This window comes from Rhodococcus sp. 06-418-5, from assembly GCF_002258285.1.
In the GTDB taxonomy this organism is placed as follows: Bacteria; Actinomycetota; Actinomycetes; order Mycobacteriales; family Mycobacteriaceae; genus Rhodococcoides.
Genome location: NZ_NOYE01000032.1, coordinates 1 through 17,096 on the forward strand (window position 1 = coordinate 1; position 17,096 = coordinate 17,096).

A 17,096-nucleotide genomic window follows, 5' to 3' on the forward strand; every position below is an offset into this window, starting at 1 on the left:
GGAAACGCCCGGTCCCATTCCGAACCCGGAAGCTAAGCCCTCCAGCGCCGATGGTACTGCACTCGACAGGGTGTGGGAGAGTAGGACACCGCCGAACACAATTTCCCAGAACACCCCCAGACCACCCGGTCCGGGGGTGTTCTGCATTTCGAAACCACACCACACCCACCTCACGCCACCCCCATCCCCTCCGAGGGCGAACGCGTGCGCAATCGCCATACGCGCACACAATCGCAGCCCGGACACCCACCAATCCCCGCACACCCAACGAACGCGCGCGCACGTGCGGGACACGAGGATCGCAGGCCGGATGCCGACGCGCGAGGCGAATGCGGACTCCGTCATGAGGAGGCAAACGCGCGCGCATTCGCCATCCGCGCACACAATCGCACCCCGGACACCCACCAATCCCCGCGCACCCGACGAACGCGCGCGCATTTGCAGAATGGCGAGCACCGCACAGCAGCGAGCGCCTACCCGATCTCGACCCGACCACCACCGACCACCAGCGCAGCCGGCATCAGCCTCCACCCGACCCGATGAGCTCGCACCCGCAGGGGGCAAACGCGCGCGCAGTTGTCATCCGCGCACACAATCGCAACCGGGACACCCACCAATCCCCGCGCAGCTGACGAACGCGCGCGCATTTGCGGAATGTCGACCACCATCGACGCGGGCCTCAGCCTCCACCCGACCGGATGAGCTCACACCCACAGGGGGGGCAAACGCGCGCGCAGTTGTCATCCGTGCGCAGAATCGCATCCCGGACACCCGCCATTTCCCGTGCACCCGACAAAGGCGCGCGCATTTGCGGACACCCAGGGCTGAACTCCGGGGCTGAACTCGGGTGCCGGTGCGTGACGCGAGTGCAGACTGCAGACGGGAGCGCGAACGCGCGCGCGTTTGCGAGCTGGGACTCTCGACCTCGACTCCGGTGGCAGTAGACGGGAGTTTCATCGGGCAGTACACGGTGTGTCGGTTCGTTGCGTCGGCCTATGTCGTCCGCAATGCCTACTGGTTGCCAAATAGCCGCTATGCCAACCTGATTCGTGGACCACAACGCGTGCGCCTCTAGCGTCGAATTTAATCGGTGGAGTTCGGGGCGGCGGCCGTGCATGATCGTGACACAGGCACATCGCAGAGACCGTGGAGGTGGACAATGGCAGCAGAAATGAATTACGCACGCCGTCGAGTTGTCTGCACGCGGTTTGCCATGGTCGCCGATCATGCTCTCTGAGTAGGCCTTCGGCCCAATCGGTGCTAATCGGTTGACCCAATTTCGCAATCTGACCAATACTTCGCCGCACAACAATGCCCTGTGTCCGGCGTCCACTTTTGTTGTAGGAGAACAGATGTACCACTACGAACAGATCCTGAACGAACACCGACAACGCGTCGCGCGTGGTGTGCAGAATTACGAACGGCGTCGGGTGGCGGAAGAAAGAGCTGCCGAAGCAGTTGTCGCAGAATCGGATTCACGTGAGAGTGAGGCCATGGGGGCGGTGGCCTCGAACGACTGCGAATCGGACTCCGAGATCGGCATCGGGGTGATGTCGTCCAGCCGGTGACAGTCAGGTCTCCACCAGATGTAAGTAGCGATCACCCGCGGCTGCTATGAAGTCGCGAACGAACCAGCACGTAGGGACAACGCGGAGTCCCTGCGTGCTGGTGTCGTCGAGAGCGAATTCGGTGAGCGCAGCGGCAAGTCCTCGGCCGCGAAACTGCGGAAGCGTCACAGTGTGATGAAACGTTCTGGAACTGTCCGATTCCAGGTACTCCGAGTAGCCCGCCAACTCGGAATCGACATGGATCTCGAATCGATGGTCGGCACTGTCATGGGTGATCTCGACAGTCATGGTGGTACCTCCTCGCCGAGTTCGGTGTCACCACCGTAACCGGCACTCGTCCCGCGGAGTGTTCTGCGGTTACTCGAGCACGCATCGACGCAGTAGGGTGAGAGAAACCGAGTCGTGCGAGCGCTACCCGTCGCAACACCGCTCTTCATAAGTACGGGGCGCTCTCGAGGCTGAAGGTGGCAATCCGTGGAAGACACATCCGACCGGGGAATCAAGGCATTCATTCGAACCGTCGCTCAGCGCGGTGGTCGCGCAGAGCGGCTGACGACGTCGCGGCGTAACCCCGTGCAGGTCTGGTCCATGGACGGTAGTTCCTCGTGCATAGTCCGAGTGCGATCCAAGGTGACGGGTGACTGGAAAGCCCGCAGGCAGGACGAATCGCTCGAGAGTGACGACACTGGATCCTCGTACTGGGTGTTCGTCGATCTCGCGAACGAAGAGCCGCGCTTCTACATGGTCTCGTCCGAGGAGATGGCCACCGATATTCGCGGAGAAGTAGACCTGTGGGTCCAGGACTCGCCCCTCCGTACCAGGACTGGGCATCATGCAATCGCGGTGGACAGAGTGCTGCACGGCAGTGAGCGTTGGGACCTGCTCGGTCTGAGTGCAACCTTGGACACAACGGTCGATCTGGGACCCGAACAGACGTGGGTTCGTACTCCACGGGTGAAGACGCCTCGTAAATCGGCCAAGGCGGCCGTCGAAGAGGAAGTTGTGGACAACCGAGTACGCGTCGTTGCCGACTGCGAGGGCTATCGGCTGAGCGGCCGCTACGACCCCGAGACGCAACGGCTCGAGATCACCGCAGGGCCGATGGAGGGTCGACGGTTCGACAATCCTTCCGTCGCAGCCAGTGCGGTAGCCACGCATATCAGTGGGGACGTCGAGGAGCGCGACGGTTGGCAGTTCTGGCAGCTGGACACTCCGGATCGAGCTCCGTTGGGATCGTTTCAGTAGGAAACCACAGCGCACGGCTGCTCTGTTGTGATTGCTCACCAAATTGGCCTGTCCGGCAAAAACGGGACAAAGGTCCGATTAACCTAGCGCTGGTAGGACGAGCTCCCTGCTTTAGCCCCTGGGTCGAATCGATGTTCGAGAGTTCGTCCGCGCATCGAAATTCGGGTACCAGCGAGCTCAACGGTCGACAGTGCGAGGGGTGCTGTCGACCGTGGGGAGAGGTTTTCACCATGGAACATTCCTTCCGGACGGGCACAGCCCATGCGTCCCGTTTTCTGTTCCTCATCGCCCAGTTCGTCGATCGGAGAATCCCGGCCGAGTTCTTCTCTGCTCAGTTCCGCGAGCTGCAGAACACCCAATCCACCTATCTCGATGCCGACGTCTCTTCGGTCATCGGAATGTTGTCGGTCGACGTCGGCGCGTACCTGGGCGATGTCGAAATCAGAGGGGTGGACTACATCGACTCCGAACAACTGTGGCTGGCTGCCGGGCAGGCGTTTCGCGATCTCATGACCGTCCAGTCCCAGCACATCGAACGCGAGGCAGGGTGACGGCAACGCGTACTCTCACCGGAATCGATCACGCTGTCGCAGAAGGTCTTCGAGCCTGAATCGTCGGTGCGTGCCGCGCATTTCGATCGATAGGTCGCCCGCGTCGGCCAACCGTCTGACATAGGTGTCGGAGACACCGAGGACCTCGGCAGCTTGCGAAGTGGTCAGCAACTCGTCCACGGTTCCGATGGCCACCGCCCGGCCGGTCGAGAGTTGGGTCAGAAGTTCCAAGACCGCACTGCGTGATGCGTCGTCGAGTCGAACCTCCGAACCGCCGATTCTGAGGTCGACGTCCGCTCCGGTTCGCTCGTGAACGACTGCCGCCAACGAGTTGGCCGATCGCGACTCGAGAGCAGGCATGACGAATCGGAAGTCCATTCGTCCAGGATAGGAGTGGGCGCAGGCGTCGGTACGCATAGGCTCGGAGCACCCAGCATGTGAGGAGTGTTCCAGTGCCACAGTTGTTGCACCTCGATTCGTCCGCCGACCCGGATCGTTCGATAAGCCGTCGGGTGACGGCCCGCTTCTCGGACGCCTGGCATGGCATCGGCACCGACCACTCGGTGATCCATCGAGACCTGCATTCGAGTCCGTTGCCCCACCTACCCACCTCGGCGCTGCACTGGGCACCTCGCCTGCGAACCGCCGACGAAATCGTGGAGCCGTCCGCCGAGGCGTTGCAGGTCGAACTGATCGAGGAACTGATCTCGGCCGACGCGGTGCTGATCGGCGCGCCGATGTACAACTGGTCGATCCCGTCGACCCTGAAGGCATGGATCGACTACGTACACGTTCCGGGTGTCACTGTTCCGTTCGACAGTGACACGGCACCTCTCGTCGGCAAGCCCGTGGTCGTGGTGACCAGTCGGGGAAACGACTACACCCCCGGTACCGACAACGCATCCTCCGACCACACCACCGCGCAACTGCGACAGGTGCTCGGAGTTGCGCTGGGGATGGACGTCCACTTCGTCCCGGTCGACTTGACGCTCGCCGAGCGGGTGCCGGCGCTCGCACCGCAGATTCCGCAGGCACGAGCCAATCTCGAGGCGGCGTTCTCCGCCGTCGACGATCTTGCGTTGCGATTGGGTGGAGCAACCACCAGGTGAGCGCCGAGTAGCCTGGCGAGGTGCTCTCGAACGGCCCAGGTAACGACACCACCCGCGGTGAACGTGGATCAGGGCGCCATCGCATCAGGACGCCGTCGCGCAACCGCGGTCTCGCGCTCCGAATCGGCCGAATTGTCGTCGCCACTGCGGCAGTTGCCTCGATCGCGGTGAGTGGAATCGGCTTCGCGGTGTACCGCGAAGCCACCACGGGGCTGACCACCTCGGACGCGCTCGACGGCATCGCGAACAATGATCCGGGCGGCAACGGCGAGGACACCAACATTCTGTTGATCGGTCTCGACAGCCGCAAGGACATGGACGGCAACGACCTGCCTGCCGAGTTCGTCACCGATGCGCTGCATGCGGGCGACAGCGACGTCGGCGGTTACAACACCAACACACTGCTGCTGGTGCACCTTCCGGCCGACGGAGGGAGGGCGACTGCGCTGTCGATACCTCGCGACGACTACGTCGACGTTCCCGGATACGGCAAGCGAAAGATCAAGGAGGCGTACGGACTTGCCAAAGCCGACGCCGATACGCAGTTGCTCGACGAGGGCGTCACCGATTCGGCCGAACGTGAGCGTCGAGCACGCGACGCGGGTCGGCGATCGACGTTGACCGCGGTTCGTGACCTGCTCGACGTGCCGATCGATCATTTCGCCGAGGTGAACCTGCTGGGCTTCTACGACGTCGCGACAGCCGTCGGGCCGATTCAGGTGTGCCTGAACAATCCGGTACACGACAACTATTCGGGGGCGGACTTCGCCGCGGGCGCGCAGGAACTGAGCGCTTCGCAAGCGCTGTCCTTCGTGCGGCAACGCCACGGCCTCGACAACGGCGATCTCGATCGAACCAAACGACAGCAGGCCTTCGTGGCAGGAGTGATGGCCAAGCTCAGCACATCCGGTGTCATGGCGAACATCGGCGAACTCCGGGCGCTCGTCGCGGGTACCAAGAACGACGTCGTGATCGACGCGTCCTTGGATCCGGTGAAGCTTGCAGGCGGAGCCGGTGCAGTGATGCAGGGAGACATCGATTTCTACACGCTCCCGATCACCGGCTACGACACGATCGACGGGCAGGACGTCAATCTCGTCGACGTCGACGCCGTCCGGGCCGAGGCAGCCCGGCTGATCGGCGACGTACCTGTGCAGGCACCGCCGACCACCGCGGCAGCTGATCCCGCAACGACGCCGCCCCCGATCGAGGTCGCCGCACCGGATCCGTCCCTGGATCCGGCGGCAGCCCCCGACGCGGGTGTGCACAGCGACGGCGGCATTCCCTGCGTCGACTGAGCCCAGCGTCGACCGAACTCGCCAGCGGGTATCGGTCAGGGCGTCGGCGTGCTGAGCAGAACGTCCATCAACTGCTTCTCGACCGCCGCGAACTGCGGCGTCGTGACGATCTCGAGCCCGCGCGGACGTGGCAGAGCCACCTCGATCTGCCGTCGAACGTGTGCCGGTCTGGGGGAGAGGACGATCACGCGATCGGAGAGATAGACCGCTTCGCGGATGTCGTGCGTGATCATCAGGACCGTCCACCGAAACTCCGACCAGACCTGCTGCAACCAGGCCTGCATATCGCTTCGAGTCAACGAGTCCAGTGCCCCGAAGGGTTCGTCGAGCAGTAGTACCGATCGTCCCTGCACCACCGTGCGCAGCAGCGCCGCCCGCTGGCGCATGCCGCCGGAGAGTTCGGACGGTCTGGCCGACTCGTACCCGTCCAAGCCGAACACCGGGAACAGCTCGCGCGCCCGCGCCCGCGCCTCCTTCTTGGCAACGCCCTGCACTTCGAGCCCGAGGGTTGTGTTGTCCAGCACCGAACGCCATGGAAACAGGAGATCCTTCTGCGGCATGTAGGCGCACGGCGGTACTCGAACCGTGCCGGAGTCGGGCTTGTCGAGTCCGGCCAGCATGTTGAACACCGTGCTCTTACCGGAACCGCTCGGGCCGATGATCGACAGGAACTCGCCGGGGCCAGCACTGAACGACACGCCGTCGAGTACGGGCTTGTCGCCGAATGACTTGGTGAGATCGTGAACGTCGATGCAGGTGTCGGGGTCAGACATGAAGACCAACCGACCCGTGGCGCGCCCAAGGCGCAACGAACCGCTCCACCAGGAAGGTGGAGACGAACAGGACCACGCTGATCACGGCCGTCACGGCAACCGCGGCGAGAACCAGATCGGTACGAAACGAGTTCTTCTGTTGGCTCATGTAGATGCCGAGTCCGGCACTGGCCCCGGCATATTCGGCAAAGATCGCGCCGACCACGGCGTAGGTGATTCCGATGCGCAGGGAGGTGAAGAACCGGGGTAGCGCCGACGGTAGCCGCACGTATCGAAACTGTTGCCAGCGCGAGGCACCCATGCTGGCCAGCAGCGATCGCGCGTCTCGATCGGCCGCCGCGAAACCCTCGATGAGTCCGATGGCCATCGGGAAGAACGTCGCCAAAGCGATCACCAGGATCTTCGGAAGCAGCCCGAAGCCGAACCAGATGATCAACAGTGGCGCGATCGCGATGATCGGAAGCGTCTGCGATACGACGAAGAGGGGAACGAACGCGCGACGCAGCCACGGCGAGAAGTCCACCGCGATGGCCAGCAACCAGGCCAGGGACAAGGAGACCGCGAACCCGACGAGGGTCACCTGCAGGGTTGCCGCTGCGTTCTCGGCGATCGCATCGCGTTGCGCCCAACCCTGGACCACCACGCGGCCGGGGGACGGCAGCACCTGCGGGCGGATGCCACTGATCTCGACGTAGATCTGCCAGGCGGCGATGATCAGAACGACGACGGTCAGCGCCGGCCACGCCCAACGCAGCGAGGCTCGGATACCGCTGAGCGAGAAGGAACCTCGATCAGCGGCCACCGTCTCATCGATCGCCGAGGTAGTCATTGGTGAAGTAGGTCGACCAATCCGGCTCCGCGGTCAGAGGCGCGCCGTTCTGATCGGCCAACACGCCACTGTCGTACAGGAACTTGGAGTACGCCGTCCACTTGTCGATACTCTGTCGTCCTACTTCGCCGGACGAGTCCTTCATGTACTTCGCCGCGAGCATCTCCTGGCTCTCGAAGACCAGCGATTCGTCGGTGAACGTTCCCGGATTGGCGTCGATCAGATCCTGTGCGGCCTTGTCCGGATCGTCGGCGGCGAGTTGGTAGCCGCGCTGAAGAGCCTGGACGAACTTCTCGGCCTGGTCTGGATGGGCTGCGAGCCAGGGCTCGTTGCCGCTGATCGTGATGGCGTAGGCGTCGGGAAAGCCGTAGTCGGTGTAGTCGAAGTACTTCATCGGGGTTCCGCTGTGCTCGGCTTCGATGCCTTCCCACGCGAAATAGGAGACGGTGAAGTCCGCGGTCCCCGAATACACCGCCTCGTACGCCGAGGTTCCCAGGACGACGGTCTCGTATTCGCCTGTGCCACCGTCGTTCTCGATGACCTGCTGGAGTCCGGCTTGCTCACCGGATTCGCCGAAGCCGGCGTAGACCTTGCCGTCGAGCGCCTTCGGGCTCGGTATGTCGTCTCGATCTGCGCGGACTCCGATGCCGGTCGCCCAATGTTGGAGCGGCGCGAGGACCGAGACGATCTGCGCGCCCGCCGAGGTGGCGAACACACCCGAACTCTGTGTACTGATACCGAATTCGGCGTTTCCGGCATCGACGAGAGTGTCCGCCGCGGTGTTGTTGTACGGCAGAATCTCCACGTCCAGACCGGCGTCGGCGAAGTAGCCTTCCTGCAGCGCCACGTAGAGGCCGGTGTGGTTGGTGTTCGGCGTCCAGTCCAACGCGAATCGAATGGTGTCGGAGTCCGTCGACTGCGAGCAGCCCACCAGTCCGGTCGTGGCAACGACGGCCGCCGCCAACGCGGCGAGGATCCGAGCGGTTCTCATGCGTGCACCGCACTCTCGGCCAGGGGCCACGGAGTGGGATGCAAAGCGCTGTCCCAGAACATCAATTCGTACCGCGATGCCACGACGAAGGCGTCGATCATCTGCTCTCGCTGTACCGGAGTCGCGGCAGCCGCCGCGTCGTCCACGAATGTCCTTGCGGCGTCGACGATCGCATGGAATTCGGGTGCGTCGTACGCGGCTACCCACCGCGCGTACGGGTGGTCGGGATCGCGATCGAGAACCGCTCTCGCGGCACCGGCGAGTGAGCGGCCCACGTCGGCGTAGATCCAGAAGCACGGCAGAACAGCCGCTGCTGCAACAGGATACGGTTCGGTTGCCGCAATCGCGGTGAGGTAGGAGGTGTAACCGAGGCATGCCGGTGAAGGCTCGGGTGTCCGGGTCGACGCGGGCAGCGCTCCACCGGTCAGCATCTCTTCGTGCGAGGCGGCCTCGTCCATCGCGCTGGCGGCGGCGCTCGCCCAGAACGCTCCGGCGATCGGGTTCGGTGCGTGTGCAGCCAGTAGTGACAGCGACTTGACGTACCCACCGAGATAGAGCGAATCCTGCTCGAGATACCGACGGAACGCATCGAGCGGAAGTGTTCCGGCTCCGAGAAGCCGGAGAAACTCGAGGTCGTCGATCGCGCGTCGGATGTTCTCGGACGCATCCCACAGTAGATCGGTGAAGCGGACCGGGTCCGCAGATACAACAGGCGTCATCGCCTTGACATCCCTTCGTCAGCATTACCTGCATCAGGTTCGGCGGGTTTGATCTCAGCATCCGCATCGGCGGACACACCCCGTGTCAGAACGAAAGCGACAGTAACACCGCTCACCCGGTGGCGCTGGTGCCGCCCCTGCATCTGCGGTCCGGCGTCAGCCCAGCATGTCCTCGAGTTCCATGCCCTTGGTCTCCCTGATCTTGGCCTTGACGAAGAAGAACGAGAGCGCGGCGAACAGAGCGAATCCTGCGTAGATCGCCCACAGCCCCACGGACGACGTCAGCGGCGGGAAGGCAAGCGTGACAGCGAAGTTGGCCATCCAGTTAGCTGCCGTGCCGATGCCGAGCGCCATAGCACGCATGCGGTTGGGGAACATCTCACCGAGCATGACCCACATGATCGGTCCCCATGTGGAGGCGAAGAAGATGACGAACAGATTGGCCCCGACCAACGCGATCGCACCCCACGGAGCGGGCAACGTGACGGCGTCGCCGCTGCCGGTCGCCTGCGAGAATGCCACCGACGCCATGACGAGCCCGACGAACATGCCGATCGAACCCCCCATCAGCAGTTTGCGCCTACCGATTCGGTCCACGAACAGGATCGCCACGAACGTCATGACCACGTTGATCACAGCGGTGATCACGGAGGTGGTGAACGATTGATCCTCGGAGAAGCCGACCGAACGCCACAGCGTCGTCGAGTAGTAGAAGATCGCATTGATGCCGACCAGCTGTTGCAGCACGGCCATCGTGATGCCCACCCAGACGATGGGTTGCAGGCCGAACTTCGGCCCGCGAATATCGGCGAACGACGAGCGTGATTCCTTGCGCAGCGTCAGCCTGATCTCGTGGACGCGCTCGTCCGGGTGCAGCTCACCGGTGATCTCGGCGAGTACGCGGGCCGCTTCCTCGTCGAGATGCTGACCGACGAGGTAACGCGGAGACTCCGGGATCAGGGTTGCCAGCAACCCGTACACGAGAGCGGGAATCACGCCGACCAGGAACATCCAGCGCCATGCCTCGATGCCGAACCACAGGTCGTTGGACGCGCCGTCGGCGGCACCGGCGAGAAGAGCGTCGGACAGCAGAGCAGCGAAAATGCCGATGGTGATGGCCAATTGCTGAAGCGAGGCCAAGGAACCGCGCCATTTGGCGGGAGCGATCTCGGCGATGTACGCCGGTGCGATCACCGAAGCGATGCCGATTCCGAGTCCGCCGAGCACTCGCCAGAGCATCAGGTCGGGGACGCTGAACGCCAATCCCGAGCCGATCGAGGAAACGACGAACAGGGCCGAGCCCAGCAGCATGACCTTCTTGCGTCCCCAACGATCTGCGAGGCTGCCGGCGAACCAGGCACCCACTGCGCACCCGATGAGGGCGATCGCCACCACGAAGCCGGTGGTGAACGAGCCGAGGAGGAAATGATCTTCGATCGAGTCGACAGCGCCGTTGATGACCGAGCTGTCGAAGCCGAACAGGAACCCGCCTACAGCAGCGGCGATGCTGACGCCGATGACCTTCGCTGTGTGGCGGTCCGAGGTCTGATTCATGTGTGATGCACCTTCCGGCCGCGCGCACGGGCGTCGGCCGCTGGGGAGACCGTACGGCAGGGATTGTCGTACCGTCCCCGGACATTACGCCTGGTAATTTGCCGCGCGAACGAGACCGTCAGCGAAGGTCGAAATCCTCGTTCGAGACGGTGAAACCGTGGCCGACCTGATCGGAGCACGTGACCCCGGTCTTCTCGTCGACGCTGCACTGCAGGCCGTTGGTGGAACCACTTCCGGGCACGGTGAGAACTTCGCCGTACGGCAAGGCCGTCGCAGGCCCGTCGAAACGGTGGAACTTGGGATCGCCGAGGCTCTCGAACTTCGCCGGGGACCCGGCGATCAGCTGTACGGCATTCGGTTTCACCGCCGTCCCCGACGCTCCGCTGCCGGGAACCTCGGGTGCCGAATCGGGGAGTGATCCGTGGCATCCGGCGATCGAGGATTCGAGGACGGCGATACCGCACTCGAATTTTCCGCTGGGGCTCGAGAAGTAGTACCAACCGGGTGCCTTGCCTGCGTAGTCCTGCGGCTTTGCCTGGGCTGCAGCAGGACTCGTCGGCGCCACCGTGGTGGACGTCGGCGTGGCGATCGATGTGGTGGACGGTGATGCCGACGTGGCAGAGGGCACTGAGGGAGCCGTGGCGACCGGGGTGGGGCGGTCGGTGATCACGGTTGCCATCGGACCGTCGCCTTCACCGCTCGCACCGCACCCTCCGAGCATGCATGCTCCGACGACTGCCACTGCGACACATCCGATTCTCTTCATCGCCGGTTCCTTCGCTCGCGGGCGTCGACGCTGTGAGTAACGTCGCCGAGGGGACGGTTGATGTTGGTACGTTGGGCAACGACCGAACGGGAGGTTCCATGGTCACCGCGTCCGACTCCGCTGCGTCCGATTCGACCCTGCTCGTGAGCACGCCCTACGGCGAGGTTCTCGGCTATCCGGTCGATGCCGATACGTCGCCGATCGTGGCCTGGCGGGGTATTCCCTACGCGACGCCTCCGGTGGGCAAGCTCCGGTTCCGCGCGCCGCGACCGTTGCAGCCCTGGGCGGGAGTGCTCGACGGCCTCGAGTTCGGTGCGATGGCTCCGCAGGGCCGCGACAGTCCGGTGCCGATCGATCCGTCGCTGTCGATTTCCGAGGACTGTCTCACGCTCAACGTCTGGGCTCCCCGTCCCGAGGCAGAACTGCGGCCGGTGCTGGTCTGGATCCACGGCGGCGCCTACTCGCTCGGATCGTCGGCACAGCGGGTGTACGACGGGAGGAACCTCAGCGAGAACGGCGATGTGGTGGTGGTGACCATCAACTTTCGTCTCGGTGCGTTCGGGTTCCTCGACCTGTCGTCGTTCTCCACCGACGAGCACACCTTCGAGACCAATCTGGGACTGCGAGATCAGATTGCCGCACTGCAGTGGGTCCGCGAGTGCATCTCGGCGTTCGGCGGCGATCCCGATCAGGTGACGGTGTTCGGCGAATCCTCCGGGGGAGCGTCGGTCACCACGTTGATGACCTCGCCGAAGGCCGAGGGTCTGTTCCAGAGAGCGATCGTGCAGAGCGCGCCTGCGACCTCGGTGTACGGCCCCGAACGCGGAGCCGCGGTGGCCTCGAGGTTCCTGGAGTTGGTAGGCGTCGAGCCGGCGGACATCGGTGAACTCTTGGACATGCATTTCACGAGGCTGGTCACCGCCGGTGACACACTCTGCTACGAGATCCCGACGACAGTGCCTGGGACACTTGGTCTTTCGCCGGTCGTCGACGGAGATATCGTTCCGCGCTATCCCGTGGCGGCCTTCCAGAAGGGTCTCTCGCACAAGATCCCGTTGATCATCGGCACCAACCACGACGAGCCCTCGATCTTTCGATTCATGAAGTCTCCGTTGATGCCGATCACCTCCGACACGGTCTCCGAGATGTTCCGCGCCATCGCTCACGACCACGCGGATCTGCCTGCTTATCGAGTGGCCGAGATCATGGCGGCGTACCCGGACCGAGACAAACCGGCCGGGGCACAAGCCATATCGCGCGACGCGGGATTCCTCATGCCGAGCGTGTGGATCGCCGACGGGCACAGCAGGCACTCGCCGACATGGATGTACCGATTCGATCATGCGACACCGATGCTCAAGGCCGCACGAGTGGGAGCCGGCCACGCGACCGAACTGCCGTACGTCTTCGGCAATTTCGGAACGCTCAACCGAGACCCCACCTTCTGGCTCGGTGGCCGTAAGCCGGCAATGGCGGTGTCTGCGCGGATGCAGAGACGCTGGCTCGCTTTCGCGCGGTACGGCGTCCCCGCTGCGTTGGATGCGTCCAAGCATTGGGCTCCGTACACCGAGAAGACGCGCTGGACGCTGGTGATCGATGCATCCGACACTCTCGTCGACGACCCCGACGGCGACATGCGCGCTGCGTGGGGCGACCGCGTTCTGGGATTCAGCTGACACGTCGCCCGTGCGTTGTGTCGCACGGACGTTGCTGACATGAATCGAACGTAACAGCAACAACACCGGTCACTCGAGTCACAGCGGTAACAATTGGATGTCAGCACGCTGTCGGTGGGGGCGGTTATGTTCGGTGTGTGTTGATGTCCAGGATCGTCGAAACCTCCCGTGCCGTGGCAGCGACGCGCTCGCGCAAGGTCAAGATCGAGCAGCTGAGCGCGCTCCTGGCCGAAGCGGCAGCCGGTGACATCGAGCCTGCTGTCTCGTGGCTCTCGGGGGAGTTGCCGCAGGGTCGGATAGGTGTCGGCTGGCGCACGCTGGCCGATCTCGACGTCGCGGCTGCCGCGGATTCGACACTGACGGTTGCCGAGGTGGACGAGGCGATATCGTCGGTCGCGGCGACGTCGGGGGCCGGTTCTGCTGCTCGCCGGGTGGCGCTGCTGACGGACCTGTTCTCCCGAAGCACAGCCGAGGAGCGTCGGTTTCTGATCCGGCTCGTCACCGGTGAGCTGCGTCAGGGCGCGCTCGAAGGAATCATGGTCGACGCTGTCGCCGCCGCGACGAATCTGCCGCAGGCCTCGGTGCGTCGCGCATTCATGCTTTCGGGGAGGTTGCCTGCCACTGCGATCGCTGCCATCACCGGTGGCGTCGAAGCGCTGGACGCATTTCGGCTCGAGGTGGGTCGCCCGGTCCGGCCGATGCTGGCCTCGCCCGCGGAGTCTCTGCGGGGCGCATGGGAACAGCTCTCCGGCGATGTCACCGTCGAATACAAGCTCGACGGCGCGCGAATTCAGGTGCACCGCTCCGGAACCGACGTGAGCATCTACACGCGCACTCTGCGCGACATCACTGCGAGTGTGCCCGAGCTGGTGGATCTGGTTCTCGCGCTGCCGTGCGACTCCGTGGTCCTGGACGGTGAGACCCTCGCGCTCGAAGACAGCGGCCGCCCGCGACCGTTCCAGGAAACGATGAGTCGGTTCGGTGCCGAGAGTGCACACGAGCTACTGCTGCAGCCCTACTTCTTCGACTGCCTGCACCTCGACGGTGTCGACCTGCTCGATGCCCCATTGGAGCAGCGTCTGTCTGCACTGGACCGGGTGGCACCGGGACACCGAATTCCCTGTGTCGTCAGGCCCGACGCGTACGCGGCAGCAGCCCATTTCGACGCGGCACTCGACGCCGGGCACGAAGGAATCATGCTCAAAGCGCTCGGCGCTCCGTACGCCGCAGGCCGCCGCGGAAAGAGCTGGCAGAAGGTCAAACCCGAGCACACCCTCGACCTCGTCGTGCTCGGAGCCGAGTGGGGATACGGGCGTCGCACCGGTTACCTGTCCAACCTGCACCTCGGAGCTCGCGATCCCGACGGCGGTGACCCGATCATGGTCGGTAAGACCTTCAAAGGCCTGACCGACGTTCTGTTGCAATGGCAGACCGACGAATTCCCGAAACACGAGCGCGAGCGTGACGAGCGCACCGTGTACCTGCGACCCGAGCTGATCGTCGAAATCGAACTCGACGGCGTGCAGGTCAGCCCACGCTATCCGGGCGGTGTTGCACTGCGATTCGCGCGAGTACTCCGGTATCGACCCGACAAGAACCTTGCCACCGCGGACTCCATCGACGCCGTGCGTGCACTGCTTCCGCACTCGTGAACAGTTCGGACGATTAATACGTACGAAACCGCACGAACGATCCCGTAACACGGCGCAAAATATCTTGAGGGTGCAAGCCAGCGAGAGATGGAGTGCCAATGATGTCCACAGTTCGAGCTGCTCTGGTCCAAAGCAAGTGGACCGGTGACAAAGAATCGATGATCGCGGCGCACGAGGGGTTTGCTCGGTCCGCCGCCGAGCAGGGCGCGAAAGTCGTTTGTTTCCAAGAACTTTTCTACGGTCCGTACTTCTGTCAATTGCAGGATGCGAAATTCTACGAGTACGCAGAATCGGTACCCGGGCCGACCGTCGACCGTTTCGCCGCATTGGCGAAGGAACTCGGCATCGTGATGATTCTGCCCGTCTACGAGCAGGAACAACCCGGACTTCTGTACAACACCGCTGCCGTCGTCGATGCGGACGGCACCTATCTCGGCAAGTATCGAAAACACCACATTCCCCACGTGAACGGATTCTGGGAGAAGTTCTACTTTCGCCCAGGAAACCTGGGGTGGCCGGTGTTCGACACCGCGGTCGGCCGAATCGGTGTGTACATCTGCTACGACAGGCACTTTCCCGAGGGTTGGCGGGCGTTGGGCCTCGCCGGTGCCGAGATCGTCTTCAATCCCTCGGCCACCTCGCGGGGCCTGTCGAACTACCTGTGGAAGCTCGAACAGCCCGCATCCGCCGTCGCGAACGAGTACTACGTGGGCGCGATCAATCGAGTCGGAATCGAATCCGAATACGGTGACGACGACTTCTACGGAACCAGTTACTTCGTGGACCCCGAAGGCAAATTCGTCGGCGAGGTGGCGTCGGATTCCGAATCCGAAATAATCGTGCGCGACCTGGACATGGATTTGATCAAGGTGGTACGTGACCGGTGGGCCTTCTATCGTGACCGTAGACCCGACGCATACGGCCCGTTGGTGCAACCCTGATGGCCACCACCTTCGTGCACGGCGGGACCGTGGTATCCACTACCGGCGCACAGGAATTGGATGTGCTCATCGACGGCGAGAGCATCGTCGCGGTACTGGCACCCGGATCGGTCTCCCTGGCCGCGGACCTGAAGACCTCGGCGGACGTGGTCGTCGACGCGACCGGAAAATACGTGATCCCGGGTGGGGTCGACGGGCACACTCACATGGAGATGCCCTTCGGCGGTACGTTCGCCTCCGACACCTTCGAAACCGGAACGCGCGCAGCGGCGTGGGGTGGCACGACGACGATCGTGGACTTCGCGATTCAGACTCCCGGTCAGCGCGTCCAGGACACTCTGGCGCAATGGCACGAGAAGGCCGCGGGGCAGTGTGCCGTCGACTACGGATTCCATCAGATCATCGGCGACGTGACCGATGATTCCTTGAAAGCCATGAGCGAGTTGGTATCCGAGGGCGTCACCAGTTTCAAACTCTTCATGGCCTACCCGGGTGTGTTCTACTCCGACGACGGCAAGATCCTGCGCGCCATGCAGTCCGCCGCCGAAACGGGTGCACTGCTGATGATGCATGCGGAGAACGGCATCGCGATCGATGTTCTCGTTGCTCAGTCGATCGCCCGTGGAGACACGGCCCCGTACTTCCACGGCACGTCACGGCCGTGGCAGCTCGAGGAGGAGGCGACGCATCGAGCGATAATGTTGGCCGACGTCACCGGTGCACCGCTCTACGTCGTACACGTCTCTGCCAAGCAGGCCCTGGAACAGATCGCGCAGGCCCGGGGCAACGGACAGAACGTCTTTGCCGAGACATGTCCGCAGTACCTGTATCTGTCGCTAGAGGAACAGCTCGGCGCTCCGGGCTTCGAGGGTGCCAAGTGGGTCTGCTCGACGCCGTTGCGGTCGCGAGCGGAGGGGCATCAGGACGAGTTGTGGCGATACCTGCGCACCGGAGACGTGTCGACCGTCAGTACCGATCACTGCCCCTTCTGCATGAAGGATCAGAAGGAGATGGGTATCGGTGATTTCTCGAAGATTCCCAACGGGATCGGCTCGGTGGAACACCGCATCGATCTGATGTTCCAGGGTGTCAAGAGCGGCAAGATCACGCTCGAGAAGTGGGTCGACGTCTGCTGTACCACCCCGGCCAGGATGTTCGGGATGTATCCGAGGAAAGGCGTCATCACCCCCGGTGCCGACGCGGACATCGTGATCTACGACCCGAACGGACACACCAGCATCGGCGTCGACAAGACCCACCACATGAACATGGACTATTCGGCGTACGAGGGTTTCGAGATCGACGGCCATGTCGACACCGTGATCTCGCGTGGCCGGATCATCGTCGACGGTGGATCCTATTCCGGCACTGCGGGACACGGCCGATTCGTCCGGCGCGACCTGTCGCAGAATCTGATCTGAGCC

General features: G+C 63.5%; 17 protein-coding genes, 1 rRNA gene and 1 riboswitch. Of the genes, 10 read left to right on the forward strand and 8 right to left on the reverse strand.

The window, feature by feature from the left end:
- Together rrf and CH274_RS23900 are read left to right on the forward strand one after the other, a co-directional pair.
- Positions 1 to 97, forward strand: a 5S ribosomal RNA gene (gene rrf / locus CH274_RS23895); the annotation flags it as partial.
- A gap of 1,255 nt (positions 98 to 1,352) precedes the next feature.
- A complete protein-coding gene (locus CH274_RS23900; protein ID WP_094632303.1) occupies positions 1,353 to 1,568 on the forward strand; it encodes a hypothetical protein in 216 nt (71 codons plus the stop codon).
- A gap of 3 nt (positions 1,569 to 1,571) precedes the next feature.
- Here CH274_RS23900 and CH274_RS23905 read toward each other — a convergent pair whose 3' ends face one another.
- Entirely contained in the window at positions 1,572 to 1,856 is a 285-nt protein-coding gene (locus CH274_RS23905) for a GNAT family N-acetyltransferase (RefSeq protein ID WP_032393458.1), read from the reverse strand.
- Between the two features lie 186 nt (positions 1,857 to 2,042).
- Between CH274_RS23905 and CH274_RS23910 the strand changes: the two genes are divergently transcribed.
- Positions 2,043 to 2,813, forward strand: a complete 771-nt coding sequence (locus tag CH274_RS23910) for a hypothetical protein (protein ID WP_045194378.1) — start codon at positions 2,043 to 2,045, stop codon at positions 2,811 to 2,813.
- 230 nt (positions 2,814 to 3,043) lie between these two features.
- Positions 3,044 to 3,364 (forward strand): hypothetical protein, encoded by a 321-nt coding sequence (locus CH274_RS23915; RefSeq protein WP_032393530.1) that lies wholly within the window; start codon positions 3,044 to 3,046, stop codon positions 3,362 to 3,364.
- Between the two features lie 15 nt (positions 3,365 to 3,379).
- On the opposite strand, the gene CH274_RS23920 is transcribed toward CH274_RS23915, so the two are convergent.
- A complete protein-coding gene (locus CH274_RS23920) occupies positions 3,380 to 3,742 on the reverse strand; it encodes a helix-turn-helix domain-containing protein (protein ID WP_032393460.1) in 363 nt (120 codons plus the stop codon).
- A gap of 74 nt (positions 3,743 to 3,816) precedes the next feature.
- Between CH274_RS23920 and CH274_RS23925 the strand changes: the two genes are divergently transcribed.
- Complete coding sequence (locus CH274_RS23925; protein ID WP_045194383.1) at positions 3,817 to 4,473, forward strand: FMN-dependent NADH-azoreductase; 657 nt, start codon at positions 3,817 to 3,819, stop codon at positions 4,471 to 4,473.
- Positions 4,474 to 4,493: 20 nt separating this feature from the next.
- A complete protein-coding gene (locus CH274_RS23930; RefSeq protein ID WP_094659178.1) occupies positions 4,494 to 5,771 on the forward strand; it encodes an LCP family protein in 1,278 nt (425 codons plus the stop codon).
- A 35-nt stretch (positions 5,772 to 5,806) separates the two neighbouring features.
- Here the strand turns inward: CH274_RS23930 and CH274_RS23935 are convergent, their stop codons facing one another.
- From CH274_RS23935 to CH274_RS29815, 6 genes are all read right to left on the reverse strand, one after another.
- On the reverse strand, positions 5,807 to 6,544 hold the full coding sequence (locus CH274_RS23935) for an ABC transporter ATP-binding protein (protein ID WP_094659179.1): 738 nt from the start codon (positions 6,542 to 6,544) through the stop codon (positions 5,807 to 5,809).
- Positions 6,537 to 7,373 carry an ABC transporter permease gene (locus CH274_RS23940; RefSeq protein WP_032393464.1) on the reverse strand — a complete coding sequence of 279 codons (837 nt, stop codon included), beginning with the start codon at positions 7,371 to 7,373 and terminating at the stop codon, positions 6,537 to 6,539. Before CH274_RS23940 ends, CH274_RS23935 begins: the two co-directional genes overlap by 8 nt.
- On the reverse strand, positions 7,351 to 8,364 hold the full coding sequence (locus tag CH274_RS23945; protein WP_094659180.1) for an ABC transporter substrate-binding protein: 1,014 nt from the start codon (positions 8,362 to 8,364) through the stop codon (positions 7,351 to 7,353). The genes CH274_RS23940 and CH274_RS23945 overlap by 23 nt, the downstream gene beginning before the upstream one ends.
- On the reverse strand, positions 8,361 to 9,083 hold the full coding sequence (locus tag CH274_RS23950; protein ID WP_094659210.1) for a TenA family protein: 723 nt from the start codon (positions 9,081 to 9,083) through the stop codon (positions 8,361 to 8,363). The genes CH274_RS23945 and CH274_RS23950 overlap by 4 nt, the downstream gene beginning before the upstream one ends.
- Positions 9,077 to 9,176: riboswitch (TPP riboswitch) on the reverse strand. Its footprint overlaps the gene before it by 7 nt.
- 63 nt (positions 9,177 to 9,239) lie before the next feature.
- Positions 9,240 to 10,637: a sugar porter family MFS transporter gene (locus tag CH274_RS23955; protein ID WP_094659181.1), complete on the reverse strand. Its 1,398-nt coding sequence runs from the start codon at positions 10,635 to 10,637 to the stop codon at positions 9,240 to 9,242.
- Positions 10,638 to 10,755: 118 nt separating this feature from the next.
- The gene (locus tag CH274_RS29815; protein WP_045194396.1) at positions 10,756 to 11,403 is read right to left on the reverse strand and encodes a hypothetical protein; all 648 of its coding nucleotides are present in this window, start codon (positions 11,401 to 11,403) and stop codon (positions 10,756 to 10,758) included.
- Between the two features lie 98 nt (positions 11,404 to 11,501).
- Here CH274_RS29815 and CH274_RS23965 point away from each other — a divergent pair, with 98 nt between their 5' ends.
- The 4 genes from CH274_RS23965 to hydA all read left to right on the forward strand — a co-directional run bounded on the left by CH274_RS23965 (position 11,502) and on the right by hydA (position 17,093).
- Positions 11,502 to 13,079 carry a carboxylesterase/lipase family protein gene (locus tag CH274_RS23965; RefSeq protein ID WP_094659182.1) on the forward strand — a complete coding sequence of 526 codons (1,578 nt, stop codon included), beginning with the start codon at positions 11,502 to 11,504 and terminating at the stop codon, positions 13,077 to 13,079.
- A gap of 137 nt (positions 13,080 to 13,216) precedes the next feature.
- Complete coding sequence (locus CH274_RS23970; protein WP_094659183.1) at positions 13,217 to 14,731, forward strand: ATP-dependent DNA ligase; 1,515 nt, start codon at positions 13,217 to 13,219, stop codon at positions 14,729 to 14,731.
- 101 nt (positions 14,732 to 14,832) lie between these two features.
- On the forward strand, positions 14,833 to 15,672 hold the full coding sequence (locus tag CH274_RS23975) for a nitrilase-related carbon-nitrogen hydrolase (RefSeq protein ID WP_197914655.1): 840 nt from the start codon (positions 14,833 to 14,835) through the stop codon (positions 15,670 to 15,672).
- Complete coding sequence (gene hydA, locus CH274_RS23980; RefSeq protein WP_094659184.1) at positions 15,672 to 17,093, forward strand: dihydropyrimidinase; 1,422 nt, start codon at positions 15,672 to 15,674, stop codon at positions 17,091 to 17,093. Before CH274_RS23975 ends, hydA begins: the two co-directional genes overlap by 1 nt.
- The last annotated feature ends 3 nt before the right edge of the window (positions 17,094 to 17,096 follow it).

Excerpts from the sequence above, each read along its gene's own strand:
- CH274_RS23940 (WP_032393464.1), bottom strand. The coding sequence starts at position 7,373 with ATGACTACCTCGGCGATCGATGAGACGGTGGCCGCTGATCGAGGTTCC.
- CH274_RS23935 (WP_094659179.1), bottom strand. The coding sequence starts at position 6,544 with ATGTCTGACCCCGACACCTGCATCGACGTTCACGATCTCACCAAGTCA.
- CH274_RS23945 (WP_094659180.1), bottom strand. The coding sequence starts at position 8,364 with ATGAGAACCGCTCGGATCCTCGCCGCGTTGGCGGCGGCCGTCGTTGCC.
- hydA (WP_094659184.1), top strand. The coding sequence starts at position 15,672 with ATGGCCACCACCTTCGTGCACGGCGGGACCGTGGTATCCACTACCGGC.
- CH274_RS23905 (WP_032393458.1), bottom strand. The coding sequence starts at position 1,856 with ATGACTGTCGAGATCACCCATGACAGTGCCGACCATCGATTCGAGATC.
- CH274_RS23975 (WP_197914655.1), top strand. The coding sequence starts at position 14,833 with ATGTCCACAGTTCGAGCTGCTCTGGTCCAAAGCAAGTGGACCGGTGAC.
- CH274_RS23920 (WP_032393460.1), bottom strand. The coding sequence starts at position 3,742 with ATGGACTTCCGATTCGTCATGCCTGCTCTCGAGTCGCGATCGGCCAAC.
- CH274_RS23950 (WP_094659210.1), bottom strand. The coding sequence starts at position 9,083 with ATGACGCCTGTTGTATCTGCGGACCCGGTCCGCTTCACCGATCTACTG.
- CH274_RS23955 (WP_094659181.1), bottom strand. The coding sequence starts at position 10,637 with ATGAATCAGACCTCGGACCGCCACACAGCGAAGGTCATCGGCGTCAGC.
- CH274_RS23915 (WP_032393530.1), top strand. The coding sequence starts at position 3,044 with ATGGAACATTCCTTCCGGACGGGCACAGCCCATGCGTCCCGTTTTCTG.
- CH274_RS23965 (WP_094659182.1), top strand. The coding sequence starts at position 11,502 with ATGGTCACCGCGTCCGACTCCGCTGCGTCCGATTCGACCCTGCTCGTG.
- CH274_RS23900 (WP_094632303.1), top strand. The coding sequence starts at position 1,353 with ATGTACCACTACGAACAGATCCTGAACGAACACCGACAACGCGTCGCG.
- CH274_RS29815 (WP_045194396.1), bottom strand. The coding sequence starts at position 11,403 with ATGAAGAGAATCGGATGTGTCGCAGTGGCAGTCGTCGGAGCATGCATG.